The sequence below is a fragment of the Mucilaginibacter sediminis genome, assembly GCF_051903035.1.
Classification (GTDB): domain Bacteria; phylum Bacteroidota; class Bacteroidia; order Sphingobacteriales; family Sphingobacteriaceae; genus Mucilaginibacter.
This window is the reverse complement of the sequence record NZ_CP170602.1, coordinates 96,623-112,963: the sequence shown is the minus strand read 5'-3', so window position 1 is coordinate 112,963 and position 16,341 is coordinate 96,623. Positions and strand designations below refer to the sequence as shown.

At 42.8% G+C, this 16,341-nt stretch carries 11 protein-coding genes; 4 read left to right on the top strand and 7 right to left on the bottom strand.

What is annotated here, in order from left to right; genetic code table 11:
* Nucleotides 1–72 precede the first annotated feature (72 nt).
* Nucleotides 73–522, bottom strand: coding sequence for a response regulator (locus ACFGVS_RS00405; RefSeq protein WP_090652943.1), 450 nt, complete (start codon nucleotides 520–522; stop codon nucleotides 73–75).
* A 122-nt stretch (nucleotides 523–644) separates the two neighbouring features.
* Here ACFGVS_RS00405 and ACFGVS_RS00400 point away from each other — a divergent pair, with 122 nt between their 5' ends.
* Nucleotides 645–2,774 (top strand): sensor histidine kinase, encoded by a 2,130-nt coding sequence (locus ACFGVS_RS00400; RefSeq protein WP_439696975.1) that lies wholly within the window; start codon nucleotides 645–647, stop codon nucleotides 2,772–2,774.
* Nucleotides 2,775–2,787: 13 nt separating this feature from the next.
* Here the strand turns inward: ACFGVS_RS00400 and ACFGVS_RS00395 are convergent, their stop codons facing one another.
* Complete coding sequence (locus ACFGVS_RS00395; RefSeq protein ID WP_090652941.1) at nucleotides 2,788–3,492, bottom strand: NUDIX hydrolase; 705 nt, start codon at nucleotides 3,490–3,492, stop codon at nucleotides 2,788–2,790.
* 577 nt (nucleotides 3,493–4,069) lie between these two features.
* On the opposite strand from ACFGVS_RS00395, the gene ACFGVS_RS00390 reads away from it, so the two are divergent.
* Nucleotides 4,070–6,157: a glycoside hydrolase family 97 protein gene (locus ACFGVS_RS00390; protein ID WP_439696974.1), complete on the top strand. Its 2,088-nt coding sequence runs from the start codon at nucleotides 4,070–4,072 to the stop codon at nucleotides 6,155–6,157.
* An 81-nt stretch (nucleotides 6,158–6,238) separates the two neighbouring features.
* Here the strand turns inward: ACFGVS_RS00390 and ACFGVS_RS00385 are convergent, their stop codons facing one another.
* The 4 genes from ACFGVS_RS00385 to ACFGVS_RS00370 all read right to left on the bottom strand — a co-directional run bounded on the left by ACFGVS_RS00385 (nucleotide 6,239) and on the right by ACFGVS_RS00370 (nucleotide 11,931).
* Nucleotides 6,239–7,423, bottom strand: coding sequence for a hypothetical protein (locus ACFGVS_RS00385; RefSeq protein WP_439696973.1), 1,185 nt, complete (start codon nucleotides 7,421–7,423; stop codon nucleotides 6,239–6,241).
* A 159-nt stretch (nucleotides 7,424–7,582) separates the two neighbouring features.
* Entirely contained in the window at nucleotides 7,583–8,128 is a 546-nt protein-coding gene (locus ACFGVS_RS00380; RefSeq protein ID WP_439696972.1) for an REP-associated tyrosine transposase, read from the bottom strand.
* A gap of 149 nt (nucleotides 8,129–8,277) precedes the next feature.
* A complete protein-coding gene (locus ACFGVS_RS00375; RefSeq protein WP_439696971.1) occupies nucleotides 8,278–10,038 on the bottom strand; it encodes an ABC transporter ATP-binding protein in 1,761 nt (586 codons plus the stop codon).
* A gap of 141 nt (nucleotides 10,039–10,179) precedes the next feature.
* Entirely contained in the window at nucleotides 10,180–11,931 is a 1,752-nt protein-coding gene (locus ACFGVS_RS00370; protein WP_439696970.1) for an ABC transporter ATP-binding protein, read from the bottom strand.
* 199 nt (nucleotides 11,932–12,130) lie between these two features.
* Between ACFGVS_RS00370 and ACFGVS_RS00365 the strand changes: the two genes are divergently transcribed.
* Entirely contained in the window at nucleotides 12,131–12,763 is a 633-nt protein-coding gene (locus ACFGVS_RS00365; protein ID WP_090652935.1) for a MarR family winged helix-turn-helix transcriptional regulator, read from the top strand.
* Nucleotides 12,764–13,230: 467 nt separating this feature from the next.
* A complete protein-coding gene (locus ACFGVS_RS00360) occupies nucleotides 13,231–13,830 on the top strand; it encodes a GNAT family N-acetyltransferase (RefSeq protein WP_439696969.1) in 600 nt (199 codons plus the stop codon).
* Between the two features lie 116 nt (nucleotides 13,831–13,946).
* On the opposite strand, the gene ACFGVS_RS00355 is transcribed toward ACFGVS_RS00360, so the two are convergent.
* On the bottom strand, nucleotides 13,947–16,271 hold the full coding sequence (locus ACFGVS_RS00355) for a DPP IV N-terminal domain-containing protein (RefSeq protein ID WP_439696968.1): 2,325 nt from the start codon (nucleotides 16,269–16,271) through the stop codon (nucleotides 13,947–13,949).
* Nucleotides 16,272–16,341 lie beyond the last annotated feature (70 nt).

The window sequence follows — 16,341 nt, the reverse complement described above, 5'->3', positions numbered from 1 at the left end:
ATTTGAAATACTAAACATCCGTTGGTTATTAAAGAGTAGTGTGATGACCGTTAAACCTGTATTAAACCTAAACTATCCCCCGGTTTTATGGAGCGACTCAAGTTCAAGGTTAGCGATTTGAAGCTTATAGGTTAGTTCCTTATTTTCTTTTCGCAGCTCATATATTTCAATAGCATTTTGAATGTAAATTTTCAGTTCGTCGTTTTGCCAGGGTTTTACCAGGTATTTGTAAACCTGCCCCCGGTTAATTGCATCCATCACCGCGTTAACATCCGAAAAACCAGTTAAAAGTATACGGATGGTATCGGGATACAAAGGTAAAATCGATTCTAAAAATTCGATACCGGTTGTAACCGGCATTCGCTGATCGGTAATTATAACACCTATCTCATAAGCCTGCAGTACCTGGCACCCCTCGGCTGCCGATTGCGCCGTATAAATATTAAAACTCCGCCTGAACGCCGCTTTAAAACTATTTAAGTTATTTATCTCATCATCAACATACAATACTCCAACGGGCATAGCGAAAAAATTAGGTAAAACTGGTTTAGATAATTGGTTTGTAAAGTAAATTTATAGAAAGTTTTAACTTTTGCCCATTTTTTAGCAAATATTGCGCTATCAAAAAATTACAATAAGTAAATATGAAGAAATTTTTGTTAGCCACATATTTACTATTCCAAAACGCTATAGTTTTTGCACATAATGCAGATACGCTTGTAATTAATAACAACCAATCAAAGCTGCTAACCAGTAGTTATTTTTACGAACTGGAAGATCCATCCGGAAGCCTGGCTGCAAACCAGGTGATAAAAAGCACAGCTTTTAAAACGAGCCTTAACTCCCTGCCTATGTCGACTTTTTTTAATTCGACTGTTTGGTTAAAGGCTACTATCAAAAACAGCGACGATGAGCCCAATATATTGGTAAACACCGGCGCGGGAATTATTGACGCTTTTGATTTGTACTATGTAAATGAAGCAAATAAAATCTGCCATCTAACGGCCAGCGATGAGCCCAGTCAGTCGAAATTGCAAAGCCCAAATAGCATTAGTTTACCGCTACCACCTGGTTCATCAAAAACAATATATCTGCGCGTTAAAAGTAGCCTATGGTCGGTTATCCCTATAAAAGTTTATAGCCAATGGTCGTTTTTCAGGAGTCAAAACATCGAAAACGTGGTTACTGCCGCATTTGTGGGGGCTATTATTATTAGCGTATTGTACAATTTAATGCTTTTTTTTATCATACGTGACCTTAGTTATCTCTACTACGTTTTTTTTATTATTTTCATGGGGTTAAACCTAACCTTCAGGCGGGGATATGGGAACTACCTCGCGGACGATAAAATTACCTTTAACAATTACATCATCCCTTTGGCCAGGGTGTGTTTTGGCGTATTTACTTTACTATTTGCCGGCGAGTTTTTACAGTTAAAAGGAAACCTAAGGGCGGGCTACAATATTAATTTGCTGTTATTTGCAATATACATCGTTACCACCATCGTAATTTTTGGCAAATTCACCGCGCTCTCTTACGGAATCATTAATATCACGATGATTTTCAGCGCCATCTACCTACTTTTCATAGTTACCTATTTGTATGTAAAGGGCTTTAAACCTGCCAAATTGTTTATGCTGGGCTGGGGCACTCTTTTTGTTGGCATATTAATATCAGCAGCGCAAACTAAAGATATTATCCCGAACAATATTTTTACAGCCAACCTTACATCTTTAAGTTTAGTAATTGGCATAGTTTTATTTTCGGGCGCATTGGCAGATAAGATTAACCTTTACCGGAACCAAAAAATAGAGGCACAAAACTTCGCCATTTCTGTTGCCAGGGAAAATCAACGATTAATTATGCAGCAAAATAAATCGCTCGAAAATAAAGTAAAAGAGCGCACAAGTGAACTGATAAATGCCAATAAAGACCTTTCGAAAATTATTGATAACCTTAAGAGCACGCAGCACCAGTTGGTTGATACCGAAAAAATGGCATCTCTTGGCCGCCTTACCGCAGGTGTTGCGCACGAAATTAATAACCCCATCAACTTTGTGAGTTCAAACATCAGTCCTTTGCGTCTTGATTTAGATGAATTATTTACTTTGCTTAATAAATATGATGATGTATTAAACAACCCAGATAGCGCAGAATATATCGGCGCAGCGCAGGCTTACCGGCAAACCATCAACCCAGATTTTATAAGGGACGAGATACATATACTGTTAAACGGCATTGAAGAGGGCGCCAAACGTACCACCGAAATTGTTAAAAGCCTTTTTACCTTTAGCAGCACCGATGAATTGATTTTAAAGAAACTTGATATCAATAAAGCCATACGGGCCAATCTGCTTATTTTAAAAAGCACTATCCCCTATTACATCGAGGTTAAAACCGTTTTAAACAATATTAAACCTATAAACTGTTATCCGGGGAAAATTAACCAGGTATTGATAAACCTGATTGGAAACAGCATACATGCTATTAAAGCAAAAGAACAGCACGAGGGCAATAGCCTGGTGATAACAACCAGTGAACTGCCCAGTCATATTTCCATCGAAATTGCCGATACTGGCATAGGGATGGACGACGAGACTAAAAACCGGATTTTCGAGCCTTTTTTTACTACTAAAGATGTAGGCGAAGGCACCGGCCTGGGCTTGTCAATTGTATTTGGCATCATCGAAAAGCACCGGGGCAGCATTAATGTGGTATCTGCCCGTGGCAAGGGTACAACATTTACAATATTATTGCCTAAAAACCTTGTTTGATGTTCAATATGTCTTAAAAAAACTTCTCGGGGTTTGGTACAAGATTTAAAAACGACTCGAAGTTTTGTTCGTAGTGCGATTGGTCGAGCTTATAATAAAATGCTCCTTTTTTTGAGGACAACTTATCCTTTTCGGGTTGCTTAACCAACAAACCGGTTGATAACAGTTTACGGCTAAAATTCCTGTCGTCGAATTTGGTTTGATAAACCCCCTCGTATAGCGCCTGCAATTGCGGGATGGTAAATTTTTCGGGCAAAAGCTGGAACAGGATCGGGTGCAGCGCAGCTTTATAGCGCAACTGTCTCAGTGCCAACCTAACCATTTGGGCATGGTCAAATATGAGGTCGGGCATTTCATCCAGCAAAAACCATTCAGGATGATATTCATCACTCAGTTGTTTTTCATATTGATGAATATCTATCAATGCAAAATAAGCTATCGAAAGCGTGCGTTCAACCGGGTCACGGTCAGGACTGCCAAATACGCGAAACTGTTCCATATACACATTTTTAAGCCCGGTACGCAACTCCAAAACGCGGTTAGCAGCATCATCCGGCGATTCCGAAGGTTGAATAAAGCCGCCCATCAGGCTCCATTTATGTTTTTCGGGCTCAAGGCCACGCTGAACCAGCAATAATTTGATATTCCAGCCATCAAATCCAAAAATGATACAATCGGTAGCCACTAAGATGCGCTTCTGGCCGCTATACTTCTGCATAATTTAGTTAGAGTTTATATGCAAGTGTAAAAATAATTATGCAATTATTTAGTGTTAATCCGACAACTATTTTAAAAGCCGGTATTATCGGATGTATCTTCTGCATTATTAGGTTTATCCGCTCGTCTGACTTTTAAAGCCAGCACCCATGATACCTTTCGGGCACCTTTGCCCCCACTTTAGTAATGCCAGTGCAACACCTTTGCCGCACCTTCACCACCTTTTAATTTTACAACAACCCAAAGGATAAATTATCTGATTGCCATTTTTGTTAAAACGTACATATTTATTGTCGGCCTATACATTTCGATATTGAATTGTATCTTGAAAGTTTTGCAGAACCTTGTTATTAAAATCAATGGGGGAAATCATCTTGCCGGACTTAGAGTGTTATTTAAAACACAAATTATCAGCAAATTAGTATTCAGAAGCTACATCTACTACCAGTGGTACCGGCTTCAAAAAATCACCCATAAGCCCGGCTATCCCGGTTTTATGAGTGATTAATCCACATTGCGCGGCCATTGGCCTGGTTTTATTTTAACTACTTAACATTAACTTTGGCTATTGATAAAAAGTGGCCGGTAATGTTTCGTTATCATTGCCTGTACTAAATTATCAGCGCACCATTTGCACAGCCAATGCTTGCGGCAATTTGCCAACAATACCATCATTCACCAATAAACCCAATTACAGCGTTATCCGTTTTATGAAAAAATATCTATGTTGCCTTATCTTGTTATCTGTCGCCACGGGCAGGCTGTTTGCCCAGGACAAACCTATTGATCTGGCCTCGCCAAATGGCGAGCTTAAGGTAACTATAACTACCGGCGATAAAATATATTACTCCGTATATGGCAACGGTAAAGAACTGCTAACGAGAAGCCACCTGGCACTTAATCTTAATGATGTTAGCTTAGGCGAAAACCCCAAACTTCTGAACTCAAAGCGTATACATGGCGAAGAAACCATCAAACCATATGTTTCCCTGAAATTCTCGACCGTTAAAAGCATTTATAATGCCGTGCTATTAAACTTTAAAGGGAACTACTCGGTAGAATTCCGTGCTTTTGATGATGGGATAGCATACCGTTTTATAGCCCAAAAAAAGGGAGATGTAACGGTAATGAGCGAGGATTTTGGTATAAACTTTCCTGAAGATTACGCGTTAACCCTGCAGCAGCCAGGTGGCTTTAAAACCTCATACGAAGATGCTTATACACGCGTTTCGTCGGCTTCATGGAAACCGGCCGACAAAATGTCGACCCTGCCGGTGTTGATAGATACCAAACAAAACTATAAAATACTGATCAGCGAAGCCGACCTTTCCGATTATCCGGGCATGTTTTTAACAGGCACAGGCAGCAACGGCGCCGAAGCTACGTTTCCAAAAGTTCCGCTGGAATTTGGCCCCGACGGCGACCGGAGCCAGAAGATCTTAAAATCGGCAGATTATATTGCCAAAACATCCGGCACCCGTAATTTTCCGTGGCGGTATTTTGTAATAGCTAAAACCGATAAGCAACTGTTAGAAAACACCATGACGTTGAGGTTATCGTCAAAAAGCGTTATTGGCGACGCCACGTGGATTAAACCCGGCCAGGCCAGCTGGGAATGGTGGAACGATGCTACCCCTTATGGGCCCGATGTAAACTTTGTGTCGGGGTATAACCTGGATACCTACAAATACTATATCGACTTTGCCTCCAAATACGGCGTTAAATATATTGTGATGGACGAGGGATGGGCCAAAAGCACAACCGACCCGTACACGCCCAATCCGAAGGTAGACCTGAAAGAGCTGATCCGTTATGGCAAGGAAAAAAATGTGGGCGTCATTTTATGGCTCACATGGCTTACCGTACATAATAATATGAATTTGTTTAAAACCTTCCACGAATGGGGCGTTAAAGGCGTTAAAATTGACTTTATGGACCGCAGCGACCAATGGATGGTAAAATACTATGAAGATGTGGTTAAAGAAGCGGCCAGGAACCAGGTTTTTGTTGATTTTCATGGTGCCTTTAAACCTGCAGGGCTCGAATATAAATATCCGAACCTCATATCGTACGAGGGAGTTCGCGGCCTTGAACAAATGGGGGGTTGCTCGCCCGATAACAGCACTTACCTCCCATTTATGCGTAACGCCGTAGGCCCGATGGATTTTACACCGGGGGCCATGATAAACATGCAGCCTAACGTTTACAGTGCACAACGCCCCAATGCGGCTGCCATAGGCACCAGGGTTAACCAGTTGGCCATGTATGTGGTATTTGAAAGCGGTGTACAAATGCTGTGCGATAACCCATCGCTTTACTACCGCAACGCCGATTGTACCGAATTTATAACCAGCGTGCCCACCACCTGGGACGAAACCCGGGCGCTAATTGCAGATGCCGGCCAGGTTGCAGTTGTAGCCAAACGCAAAGGCGAAAAATGGTTTATCGGTGGCATAACCAATGGCAAAGAAAAAACCAGGGGGTTGGAAATCAATTTCGACTTTTTGGATAAAGACAAAACCTATACCATAACATGGTTTGAAGATGGCATAAACGCGGGCAGCCAGGCTATGGATTACCGCCGTAAAACCAAACAGGTAAAAGCCGGCGATAAAATGATCATCACCATGGTACGTAACGGCGGTTTCGCGGCTGAGTTAAAATGAGGATCTTTTAAGTAGCCCATTGCTGAAGAATTAGATAACCCGGATGAATCATCATCCGGGCTATTTTGCGTTTTGCAACGTTTAATTAGGATCCTCCGGGCTTAGGCTATGCAACAATTTTGACACTTCATCACCATAGTTTTCGGTGTAGCCAAATTTCAGAGCAAGTTTAAAATTTTGTTTTGCTTCAATTTTGTGTCCTTGCTCCATCAAAACAATACCTCGGTTCTTGTACGCGTACGGGTTTCCCTTATCCAGCTCAAGCGATTTATTAATCATGCCCACCCCTTGCTCCTTCTCTCCCAGCCTGAACTTCGAGAAACCTAAGTTATTCCAGACATAGGCAATTGAAGGATCTGCCTGTATAACCTGCTCAAATAAAGGCACCGATTCAGCATAACGCTCCTGTAATTGCAGGTTAAAGCCTTTGTTATTTAAAAATGATACGTTATCCGGTTGTACCTGCAAAAGAGCGTCTAACATCTCGCCGCACTCCACGTACCTTCCCATCATACCATACAGAAGTGACAATGAAAGGCTTAAATCAATGTCGTCGGGCTTAAGCTCTGCCAATTCAGTCATTAGCGACAATGCTAAATCGAAATCACGCAGCTTTTGGCTGGCGAAAGCCATTAACACCTTGAAGTGCATATAATTGGGCAAAAGACTTAAACCTATCCGGCATATTTTTAAAACATCATCGAATTGTCCATAAAAATAAAAGTTAAGGGCATTTCGATACAAAGCGTCAACCCGCTTCTTTTTCGATGCTTTTGACAAAAAAAAGAGTTCTGCTTTGCTATATGGTTTTTCCCGAATAGCCTCTACGGGAGATGGAAACTGTTTTACCGGATTTTTAAATTCAGCACCCGTAATATCTTCAATTAATATCCCTGCCTGGCAAAAAGCTTTGCTTACCTCATTATCGTAACTTAAAATAGCCAGCAACAGGTGTATGGTATTGGTTGGGGCAAAATCATCAATGCCCGATATTTGGTAAGCATGATTTATAACAAGCTCGGCCTCTACAGTTAACGGCATCAAATCCCGCTGTTTTTGCTTACCTGTTGCAGGATACAACGCTTTTATTTTTGCTTCCCAGTAATCCGAATCAAAATGGTCAAAATATTTTGTAGCCTTACATTTATTTTGCAACATAGCCACAAAAAAGTGATCGTAATTGATAAAGCCATGCTGCCAGGCTATAGCCAATTTGCGCGATTCGGCCGTAACTACCTCAAAGTCACTTTTAATTTTATCTGCCATTGTATTCCAAAAATCATTTGCATAAATATAACAACCTTAGGTATAACGCAGCATTCAAAAAGCCTTATGCATACCCCGAGTTACGCTAAAGCTGCCGCGAGTTTAGCGCAGCGTAACTCGTGGTATGCATAATTTAAGCTTCCAGCTTAAATTATGAAACTAAACCAATATAATATCAATTAAGCCTTTACCTCCGGCATAGTCTCTTGCACTACTGTAAAGAAAATGGTGTGGTTCATCAACCCAGCCAGCTGTTACCGGGTTATTGTGAATATAATCAAGTTTCTGATCAAGTACCTTGTTTGTATATATTTCTATCGGGTGATTGCCTTGTTGCCAAAATTGGTAATTTTCGTTATTGGGGTTACTCTTGCCCTCACGCTCAAAAAACCACAACATCCATTCACGCCTGCTTTCCTGCACATTTTCGATAATAGCTTTGGTTATCGCTTTTGAAGTGTGCCTTTTAACATCCCGTAAAATATCCTGCATGGGCTTATCATTTGTACTGATAATTAAATGCACATGGTTACTCATAATAACCCAGCCATGTAATTGAAGTCCCTTATGTTTTATGCAATATTTAAGGCTTTCTACAATGATATCCTTATACGCTCTCCTGGTCAATACATCTATCCATCTTACAACCGTAAAAGTTGCAAAGTATAAACATTCCTGGTTACGAAATTTATAATTGCTGCTCATGAGGTTAAATTAACAAATTAAATTTAAGCTGGAAGCTTAAATTATGCATACCACGAGTTACGCTTACGCTAAACTCGCGGCAGCTGCGCACAACGTGTCCAACAAGCTCCTGTCTTGATTCTTGACTCTTAATTCTTGACTCTTTTCTCCTAACTCACCCTCTTCCCGTGCAGCAGCATATCAATCGCCTCATTTAAGCCACCTGCGCGAATCACCTCACCGGAATTTACAAAGAAAATCTCGTCGGCATTTTCAATGGTGTTCAGGCGGTGGGCTATAATTACCCGGGTGGTAGTTTCGGGCAGTTTGTTCAGGATATCACTCAGCAGTTTTTCGGTAATGGTATCAATGTTGGCGGTGGCTTCATCCAAAATCAATAACTGCGGGTTACGCAGTACGGCGCGCATAAAGGCAATCAGTTGCTTTTGGCCCAGGCTAATACTATCTCCGCTCGAAAGTACCGGTGTTTCCAGCCCATTCTCAAAAATGGCCAGCAAACTGCCCAGGTTGGCATCTGTAATTACTTTTTCTAATTCGTCGTTGGTATGCTCCTTGTACATATCGTTATTGTACAGGATGTTATCTTTTACGGTACCACTAAACAAAAACGGTTCCTGTAAAATGAAGCCGATTTTAAGGCTGCGCTCTTCGGCAGTATAGGTGCGGATATCCTTGCCATCCAGCAATACCAATCCTTTCGATGGATCATACAAGCGGGCTATGAGCGACGCCGTTGTGGTTTTACCACCGCCTGTGGGGCCAACCAGGGCATAGGTTTTACCCTGTTCCAGTTTAAAGTTAACGTTGTGCAATATCTCTTTGCTTTCATCGTAACTGAAATGCACGTTCCTGAACTCCAGCAACGCTGCGTTGGGCTCGGTAATGCCAACGGCTATCTGTGGTAGGTCACTCTCTAACGATAGTATCTGCGATATCCTGTCCCACCCGGCCATAGCCAGCTGAAAATTTGTCCACAGCGCGGCCAGTTGCCTTAGTGGGTTGTAAAAGTTAGTGGCGTATGATAAATAACTTACCAGGACACCAATAGTGAAAAGCCCTTTACCTATAAGATAAATACCAAACGACAACACGATGAGCTGCCCCATGCTGGCAAAAAAACCGTAAACCGGTATAAAAACAGTGCTGGCCAGGCCCGCCCCAATAGCAGCATTGTAATTTGCAGTATTGGCAATACCAAAACGCTTCCTGAAATAATCGCGGCGGTTAAAGGCAATGATCACTTTAAAGTTGTTCAGGCTTTCCTGTATCTCACCGCTCAGGCCACCGGTGCTTTTCAGGCTGGCCGCATTTTTTCGTTTAATCCATGGCGATAATATCAGTGTTAAAGCAAGAATAATTAAAGCCGGTGACAGCGCGGCAGCCCCCAGTTCGGGATTAATAACCAGTAAAAATATCCCCGCCCCTATCATGATAGAGATATTGCTGATAAACTGCATCAGCGATTGCGAAAAAAACTGGTTCAGCTTATCGGTATCATTATTTACGCGCGATATCAGGTCGCCTGCCTTATTTTGGTTAAAAAAACCTACGGGCAATTGCTGCAGCTTATTAAAGATGGAATTGCGCAGTGTAAACAGCATGCGCTGCCCTACACCGCCCATTAGCGTGGTTTGTTTGTAGCTGGTAAACAACGCAACGGCATACATACACAATAACAATATGCCATTGTGAATAACGCCCGCAAAATCTTTATGCTGGATATATTTATCAATGGTGCGGCCTATAATTAACGGACCCAAAAGGTTGAGTGAAGAATTTATTAGTATGGCAATAAGTGCCATGATAAGTATCCGCCGCTCGTGCGATATCAGCCGGATCAGCTTGCCAAGACCCGCCCAGGTTGATGTTTTTGGGGCAGTTTTACTAAGCTGGTTAAGATCGTAATTCATTTTGTGATAATATTTTTTGTGACACTTCTAAGTCGGAAGTCTTAAGTCCAGAGTTCTAAGTCGGAAGTCTTGAGTTTTAAGTCTTAAGCAGGAAAACAAACTTACCTTTTAACTCAGGACTTTTGGCTTAAGACTCAAGACTTAATGAACAACTCCCGGTTCGTAATTACTTGTACTTTGCTGCGAGTTAAAGATCTGTACATAATCGGTACTGGTTTTCATCAGGTCGTCATGTACGCCGCTGGCAACCATTTCACCTTCCATCAGTAAAATTATCTGGTCGTAATGCTCAACAGAGGCTATTTTTTGGGTAACAGATATTAATGTTAAGCCCGGATAATTTTGTTGAATATTGGTCAATATCTTCTTTTCGGTATTTCCATCTACCCGCGCTGTAAAATCATCCAGCAATAAAACCTTGGGATTAACCGCCAATGCCCTGGCCAGCATAATGCGCTGTTTTTGGCCACCCGACAGGCTGGAACCCCGTTCGGATACGATGGTATTTAAATGATCGGGCAAATTGCTAATGAAATCTTTCAACTCAGCCGTATCAATCGCCTTTTGCAGCGATTCGTCGGTTACCGTATCGCTAAAAGCAATGTTTTCGCGGATGCTCATATTAAAAATAATGCTATCCTGGAAAACAAAACCTACCTGCCGGTGAAACGATTCGCTGTCATAAGCAGCTATACTTTTACCATCGTATAACACTTCGCCGCTTGTTGTGTTAATAAGCCCGGTTAACAGGTAAAGCAATTGGGTTTTACCTGCTGATGTTGGCCCGATGATGGCAATTTTTGACCCGGCGGTAACTTTTAACGATACCCCCTTAAGCGCCAGTTTTTGCCCGTAAGCAACCGATACATCCCTCAGTTCCACGTCTCCGCGCAGCACCTCTTTTAAATCGCCGCCTTCGGCAACATCCGGTGCATCCAAAACCACACCAATGCGGGTATATGACGCGCTGGCCTGCGCTATCAGGTTGCTCATAAAACCAAGCACAAATATCGGGAATATCAATAGCGACAAATAACTGTAAAACGCCGCAAAACTGCCCAGACTCATGCTGCTGTTTATCACAAAATGTCCGCCCATTACCAAAATGGTTAACGAGGCCATGTTGGCAGTAAAGGTTACTATAGGTATTAACCCGGCAAAAAAAGTGAGGATTTTTAGGCCGTAATTTTTGGCTTCGGTATTGGCGGCCAAAAATTTGTTAAACTCCAATTGTTGCGAGTTGATGACCCGGATTAACGCCGCGCCCAAAATACTTTCGTTAATAACCTTGTTCAGTGTATCTATCACCCCTCGGCTTTTCATGAACAGCGCGCGCACATTTTTTAAAACATACGCAAACGTACCGCCTATGATGGGGATAATAACAATAACTACCAGTGCCAGCCGCCAATTGATAATAAGCAGCATTACGCTGCAGCCAATAATGGTAAAAAGCGATGTAACAATTGATACCAGCGCCTGCGATACAAACAGCTTTATGGAGTCGATATCGGCGGTGAGGTTGGTTAACAGTTTTGAAGGATTGGCCTGCTCAATAAATGCATGGCTTTGGCGCGAAATTTTATCTGCCAGCTTTTCGCGCAGATCCTTAGCCACCAACTCAGATGAATAGGTTTGTATAACACCCTGTATCGCGCTGAAAACAAATACCAATATAGCCGCCAGTGAAAACTTTTTAATTACATCATTAACCACAAATTGGTGATGGGTGTAGGCATCAATTCCATTGGCAATTATTTTAGGTAGCCAAAGGTTAATTGCCGTAGCCGCTACAGAAAATATTAATAATAGTGTAACCCAGCCCATGTATGGCTTCAGCAGGCTGAATACGCCGGGTGGTTTTTGATTTGGTTTGGTTTTATTGGGTTGCATATGCAAGTTATATTAGATGCCGTAAAAGTATATTACAAATAAACGCTACTTTATTGGACGATTGATAATCAAAAACATTTTAAATGTTTGAATAATAATTAAAACCGATCCGAAATAACTTTTCAAATATATTACCATTTAGGAATAATTAAAACTTTTTAGAAATAATTTTTTATTTTTATACCGAAATAGGAACATCATGAAGCCAGTAGTCGAATTAATTAAAGCGTGGTCGGAATTTGAGGAGGTGAGCACGGACCAAACCGTTGAAACATTTTGCAGATACTACCTGCAAAAACAACGGCCACAGCCCAAACACCCGGGCAAAAAAGGCGAACGCATTATGAATGGCGCTTTCCTGTTAAAAACAATAGGTCGCATCATGAGTGCATACAGTCTTTATTTCCGTGCGGCGGTAAAACATATTGCCTTGCCCCCCGCCGAAAGTTTCTACTACCTTAACGGCCTTAATTATTTAGGCGAGGTACGAAAAAGCGACCTGATCAACTACATGTTTGCCGAAACCACCACCGGCATGGAGGTAATTAACCGGCTGATAACCGAAAAGAAAATTGACGAGCGGACATCGCCGGATGATAAACGCGCCAAACTCATTAAAATAACCGAAGAAGGGCTACGCGCGCTGGAGGAATACTACAAGGTATCGGGCAAAGTTGTGGAAATGACTTTTAAAGGTGTAGACGATAATATTTTAATTGATTGCTTCGAGATGCTCCGCTTTTGCGAGCAACGCAACTCCGGCGTAGCCATCGAGCTGAAGAACAAACCGTTTGACCAGATGTATGAGCAGGTGATGGCAGATAAACAGTAATAAAAAATGGCGCTTTGTAATATATAATAGATTGATATCCTGAGTTGTAAAATTTCGTAAATTTCTGAAGGGAATGGCGTATATAGCATGAAGGCGAAGACTCACCCGGCGAGGCTACGCCCGCCACCCTATCTTCACCTGCGGTGGAAAGAGGTTTTTTAACGCTGAATATCAATACATTAAAAAAAAATAAATAATAAATTTCCAAGCCCCTCTTTCCGGCGAAGCCGAAGAGAGGGTGGCGGGCGTAGCCTCGCCGGGTGAGTCTTAGCCAGCGTTAAAAGCCAATGTTTGTGTAAATATTAAATATGTCAAGGATGACAGGGCCTTTATTTTTGAAGATAACTTCCCCTTCAGAATCTGCCGATTTTACTATTACTTACAGGCTGGCCCACTCCTGAAAATTTAACTTTTATGGATGAGGGAGCCACTTTATTCCTGTAGATTTATAAAAAATCCAATAATTAATGATCTCTCATTTTGACACAACAGCCAACTATACTTTAGAGGATGACAGCGTAATACTACGCCCTTTACAGGCCGATGATCTTGAAAACCTACTGCCTTTTGCTATTAATGAGCCTACTACCTGGCAATACTCCAACGTGAGCGCCAAATACGAGGATGGCATGCGCCGTTATGTTAACGACGCCCTCAAAGCCCTCGCAGAAGGCCGTGAATATCCTTTTATAGTGATTGACAAGCAAACCGGCGAATTTGCAGGCAGTACCCGTTATTACGATATACAGCCCAAGCTAAACTCGCTTCAGCTGGGCTATACCTGGTATGGCGAGAAATTCAGGGGAACTGGTTTAAATAAACATTGTAAATTTTTGCTGTTGCAATTCGCGTTCGAAGAATTGAATATGATGCGGGTTGAATTCAGGGCCGATGCACGTAACGAGCGCAGCATTGCCGCCATGAAAAGCATTGGCTGCCAGGTTGAAGGCATTTTACGCAGTAACATGCCCCTGGAAGATGGAGGCAGGCGCGACTCTATCGTACTGAGTATTTTAAAAGATGAATGGGAAAGCGGGGTTAAGGAAAGGCTAAAGGGGAAGCTGTGATATTAAGCTAAATACATAAATAACCCAATTAAATATCGAACACCGAATTTTGAATATCGAATAATGAATTTACTTCATCATTCTACATTGGTTATCCGGTGTTCGATATTATTATTCTACTTTACCACATTCCTCGGATCTGTTTTCGATTTCAACACGTATTCATGCGGCGGTTCTGCGCCCAACAGGTTTTTCACAAAGTAATCCCATCGGCGGCGCATCATGTAGGGCGAGTAAGGGCCATAACCGTGCGCCATGTTGGGGAACACTACCAGATCATAATCTTTGTTCGCTTTTTCCAGCGCTTCAATAACCAACAGGGTATTGTACGGTGGTACGTTATTATCCATTAAACCGTGGGCCAGCATTAGCTTGCCTTTTAAGTTTTTGGCATACGTTTCGTTGGCGTGGGCGGCATAATCGGAGTTTGATACCAGGCCGTCATACCGTTCGCCCCAGTCGTCCTCGTAGTTGCGGTTATCATGGTTGCCCGATTCGGAGATGCCCACCTTAAAGAAATCGGGGTAGCGGAACATGGCCGCAGCCGTTGCAAAGCCACCGCCCGAGTGGCCCCATATGCCTACTTTATTGGTATCAATGGGGTATTGTTTTGATAACTGCCTGATACCTGCAACCTGATCGGGCAAAGTATTTTCAGACATATTTCCGTAGCTCATGTCATGGTAACTTTTTGAACGCAGCGGGTTACTGGTACCTTCAATTACTACCACAATAAAACCAAGCTCGGCCAGTGATTGATTATCACCCCTTGAAGCCACAAACGACCAGCTGCCTACGCTCCCGCCTTGCGGACCGGGGTATATGTAATCAATAACCGGGTATTTTTTACCGGCATCCATGTTGGTCGGCGTAAAAATCAATCCGTAAATATCGGTTTTGCCATCACCTGCAATTAATCTAACCGGGGTTGGCGCTTTCCAGCCGGTAGCGGTTAGCCTTGATACATCGGCTTTTTCCAGGTTGGTTATCAGCTTGCCATCCATGCCGCGTAAAACGGTAACCGGCGGAACGTCTGGTTTAGAGTAGCTGTCAACAAAATAACCTCCCCCCGGCGATGGGGTAATATTATGGTTGCCTTCTTCGGGCGTAAGCACGGTAAAATGCTTACCATCAAAGCCTGCTTTACATAACTGGCTGTAATATGGGTTTTCCTTTTCAAGGCCACCGGCAATAAAATAAACCGTGCGGGTTTTCTCGTCAACCTTCAACAGCCTGGTTACTACAAAATCGCCTTTGGTAATCTGATTTTTGACCTTCCCGGTGGCTGCATCGTACAGATACAAATGGCCCCAGTTGTCGCGCTCAGAAAACCAGATGATCTCGTTGGTTTTGGGCAAAAACTTCCAGTTAATAGTACCCCAGCCCGATTCGTACTGAGTTTTCACGGTTTCTTCAAAAACCTCCTTAACTGCGCCCGTGGCTGCATCGGCAATGCGGAATTTCTCGTTTTTATGATCGCGCGATGTGGATACAAAGGCCAGTTTCGAAGCATCGGAGCTCCAATCCACATCATCAAATGTGCCGCTACTGCTGATGTCGTCGCTCAGCGTAGCGCGGTGTGCATCAGGGGGTACCTGCAGGGTAATTACTTTAGGATGGTCTACTTCAATAATCACCCTGGTTATCATTGCAATTTCATCGCCCGGCAAAGGGTATTTCCATTGCTTTAATACCGGTTTGCCCACATTGGTGGTAACCAGGTACATATCGCTTACCTTACGCTGATCCTGCTTAAAGGTGGCTATCTTCTTTGAATCGGGCGACCAGCGTAAAATTGCCGCGTCGGAGTTTTGCCAGCCTGCATTATCTGTTGCGTAGCCAAAATCTTTAATACCATCGGTAGTCAGCTGGGTTTGGCTGCCTGTTTTTGTATCGCGCACCCAAAGGTTGTAATCTTTGATATAGGCTGCCCGGTTGCCGTCTGGCGATAATACTTCTTCTGTTTTGCCCCTGCGTCCGCCAGGCTGCATGCGGCCCCGTTCCGGTTCCGCCCCGGCAGTAACCAGGTCTGTGGTCAGGTCATACTGCCAGTGTTTATCGGCTGCCGTAAACATTATTTTTTTTCCATCTGCCGAGAAGTTGATGGTTTGAAAAGGCAGCATATTGCCATCGTATTTGTTGCCCGAAGCCGCTGACAGCAGTTGGGCCAGTTTTTGATGGTCGAAAGCTGCTTCGCGTGTTTTCTTAACCGGGTCAACCAATACAAATTCGCTGCCCTGGGCGGTGAGTACCCGGTACCAGAATTTATCGCCTGGTAGCCAGTTAGGCCTTACATCGGCCCTGTCAACAAACGGGGCGGTATTGTAGGTCATAAAACTTTCGGCATGTTCATAGTCCTTTGTGGTTAAGGGGCTACCCTGCTGGGCATACGCCGACATAACCCAGGCAAACGCCGGAATGGTGAGTAAATATTTATTCATGAGTGTCAACTTATGTTTAAAGCGCAAATTAATGCTTTTTTTTATTTGAGCATGTTTAAAGATTGTTACA

Coding starts and splice junctions, on each gene's coding strand:
- ACFGVS_RS00355 (WP_439696968.1), bottom strand. CDS start 16,271: ATGAATAAATATTTACTCACCATTCCGGCGTTTGCCTGGGTTATGTCG.
- ACFGVS_RS00360 (WP_439696969.1), top strand. CDS start 13,231: ATGATCTCTCATTTTGACACAACAGCCAACTATACTTTAGAGGATGAC.
- ACFGVS_RS00375 (WP_439696971.1), bottom strand. CDS start 10,038: ATGAATTACGATCTTAACCAGCTTAGTAAAACTGCCCCAAAAACATCA.
- ACFGVS_RS00380 (WP_439696972.1), bottom strand. CDS start 8,128: ATGAGCAGCAATTATAAATTTCGTAACCAGGAATGTTTATACTTTGCA.
- ACFGVS_RS00400 (WP_439696975.1), top strand. CDS start 645: ATGAAGAAATTTTTGTTAGCCACATATTTACTATTCCAAAACGCTATA.
- ACFGVS_RS00405 (WP_090652943.1), bottom strand. CDS start 522: ATGCCCGTTGGAGTATTGTATGTTGATGATGAGATAAATAACTTAAAT.
- ACFGVS_RS00365 (WP_090652935.1), top strand. CDS start 12,131: ATGAAGCCAGTAGTCGAATTAATTAAAGCGTGGTCGGAATTTGAGGAG.
- ACFGVS_RS00395 (WP_090652941.1), bottom strand. CDS start 3,492: ATGCAGAAGTATAGCGGCCAGAAGCGCATCTTAGTGGCTACCGATTGT.
- ACFGVS_RS00385 (WP_439696973.1), bottom strand. CDS start 7,423: ATGGCAGATAAAATTAAAAGTGACTTTGAGGTAGTTACGGCCGAATCG.
- ACFGVS_RS00370 (WP_439696970.1), bottom strand. CDS start 11,931: ATGCAACCCAATAAAACCAAACCAAATCAAAAACCACCCGGCGTATTC.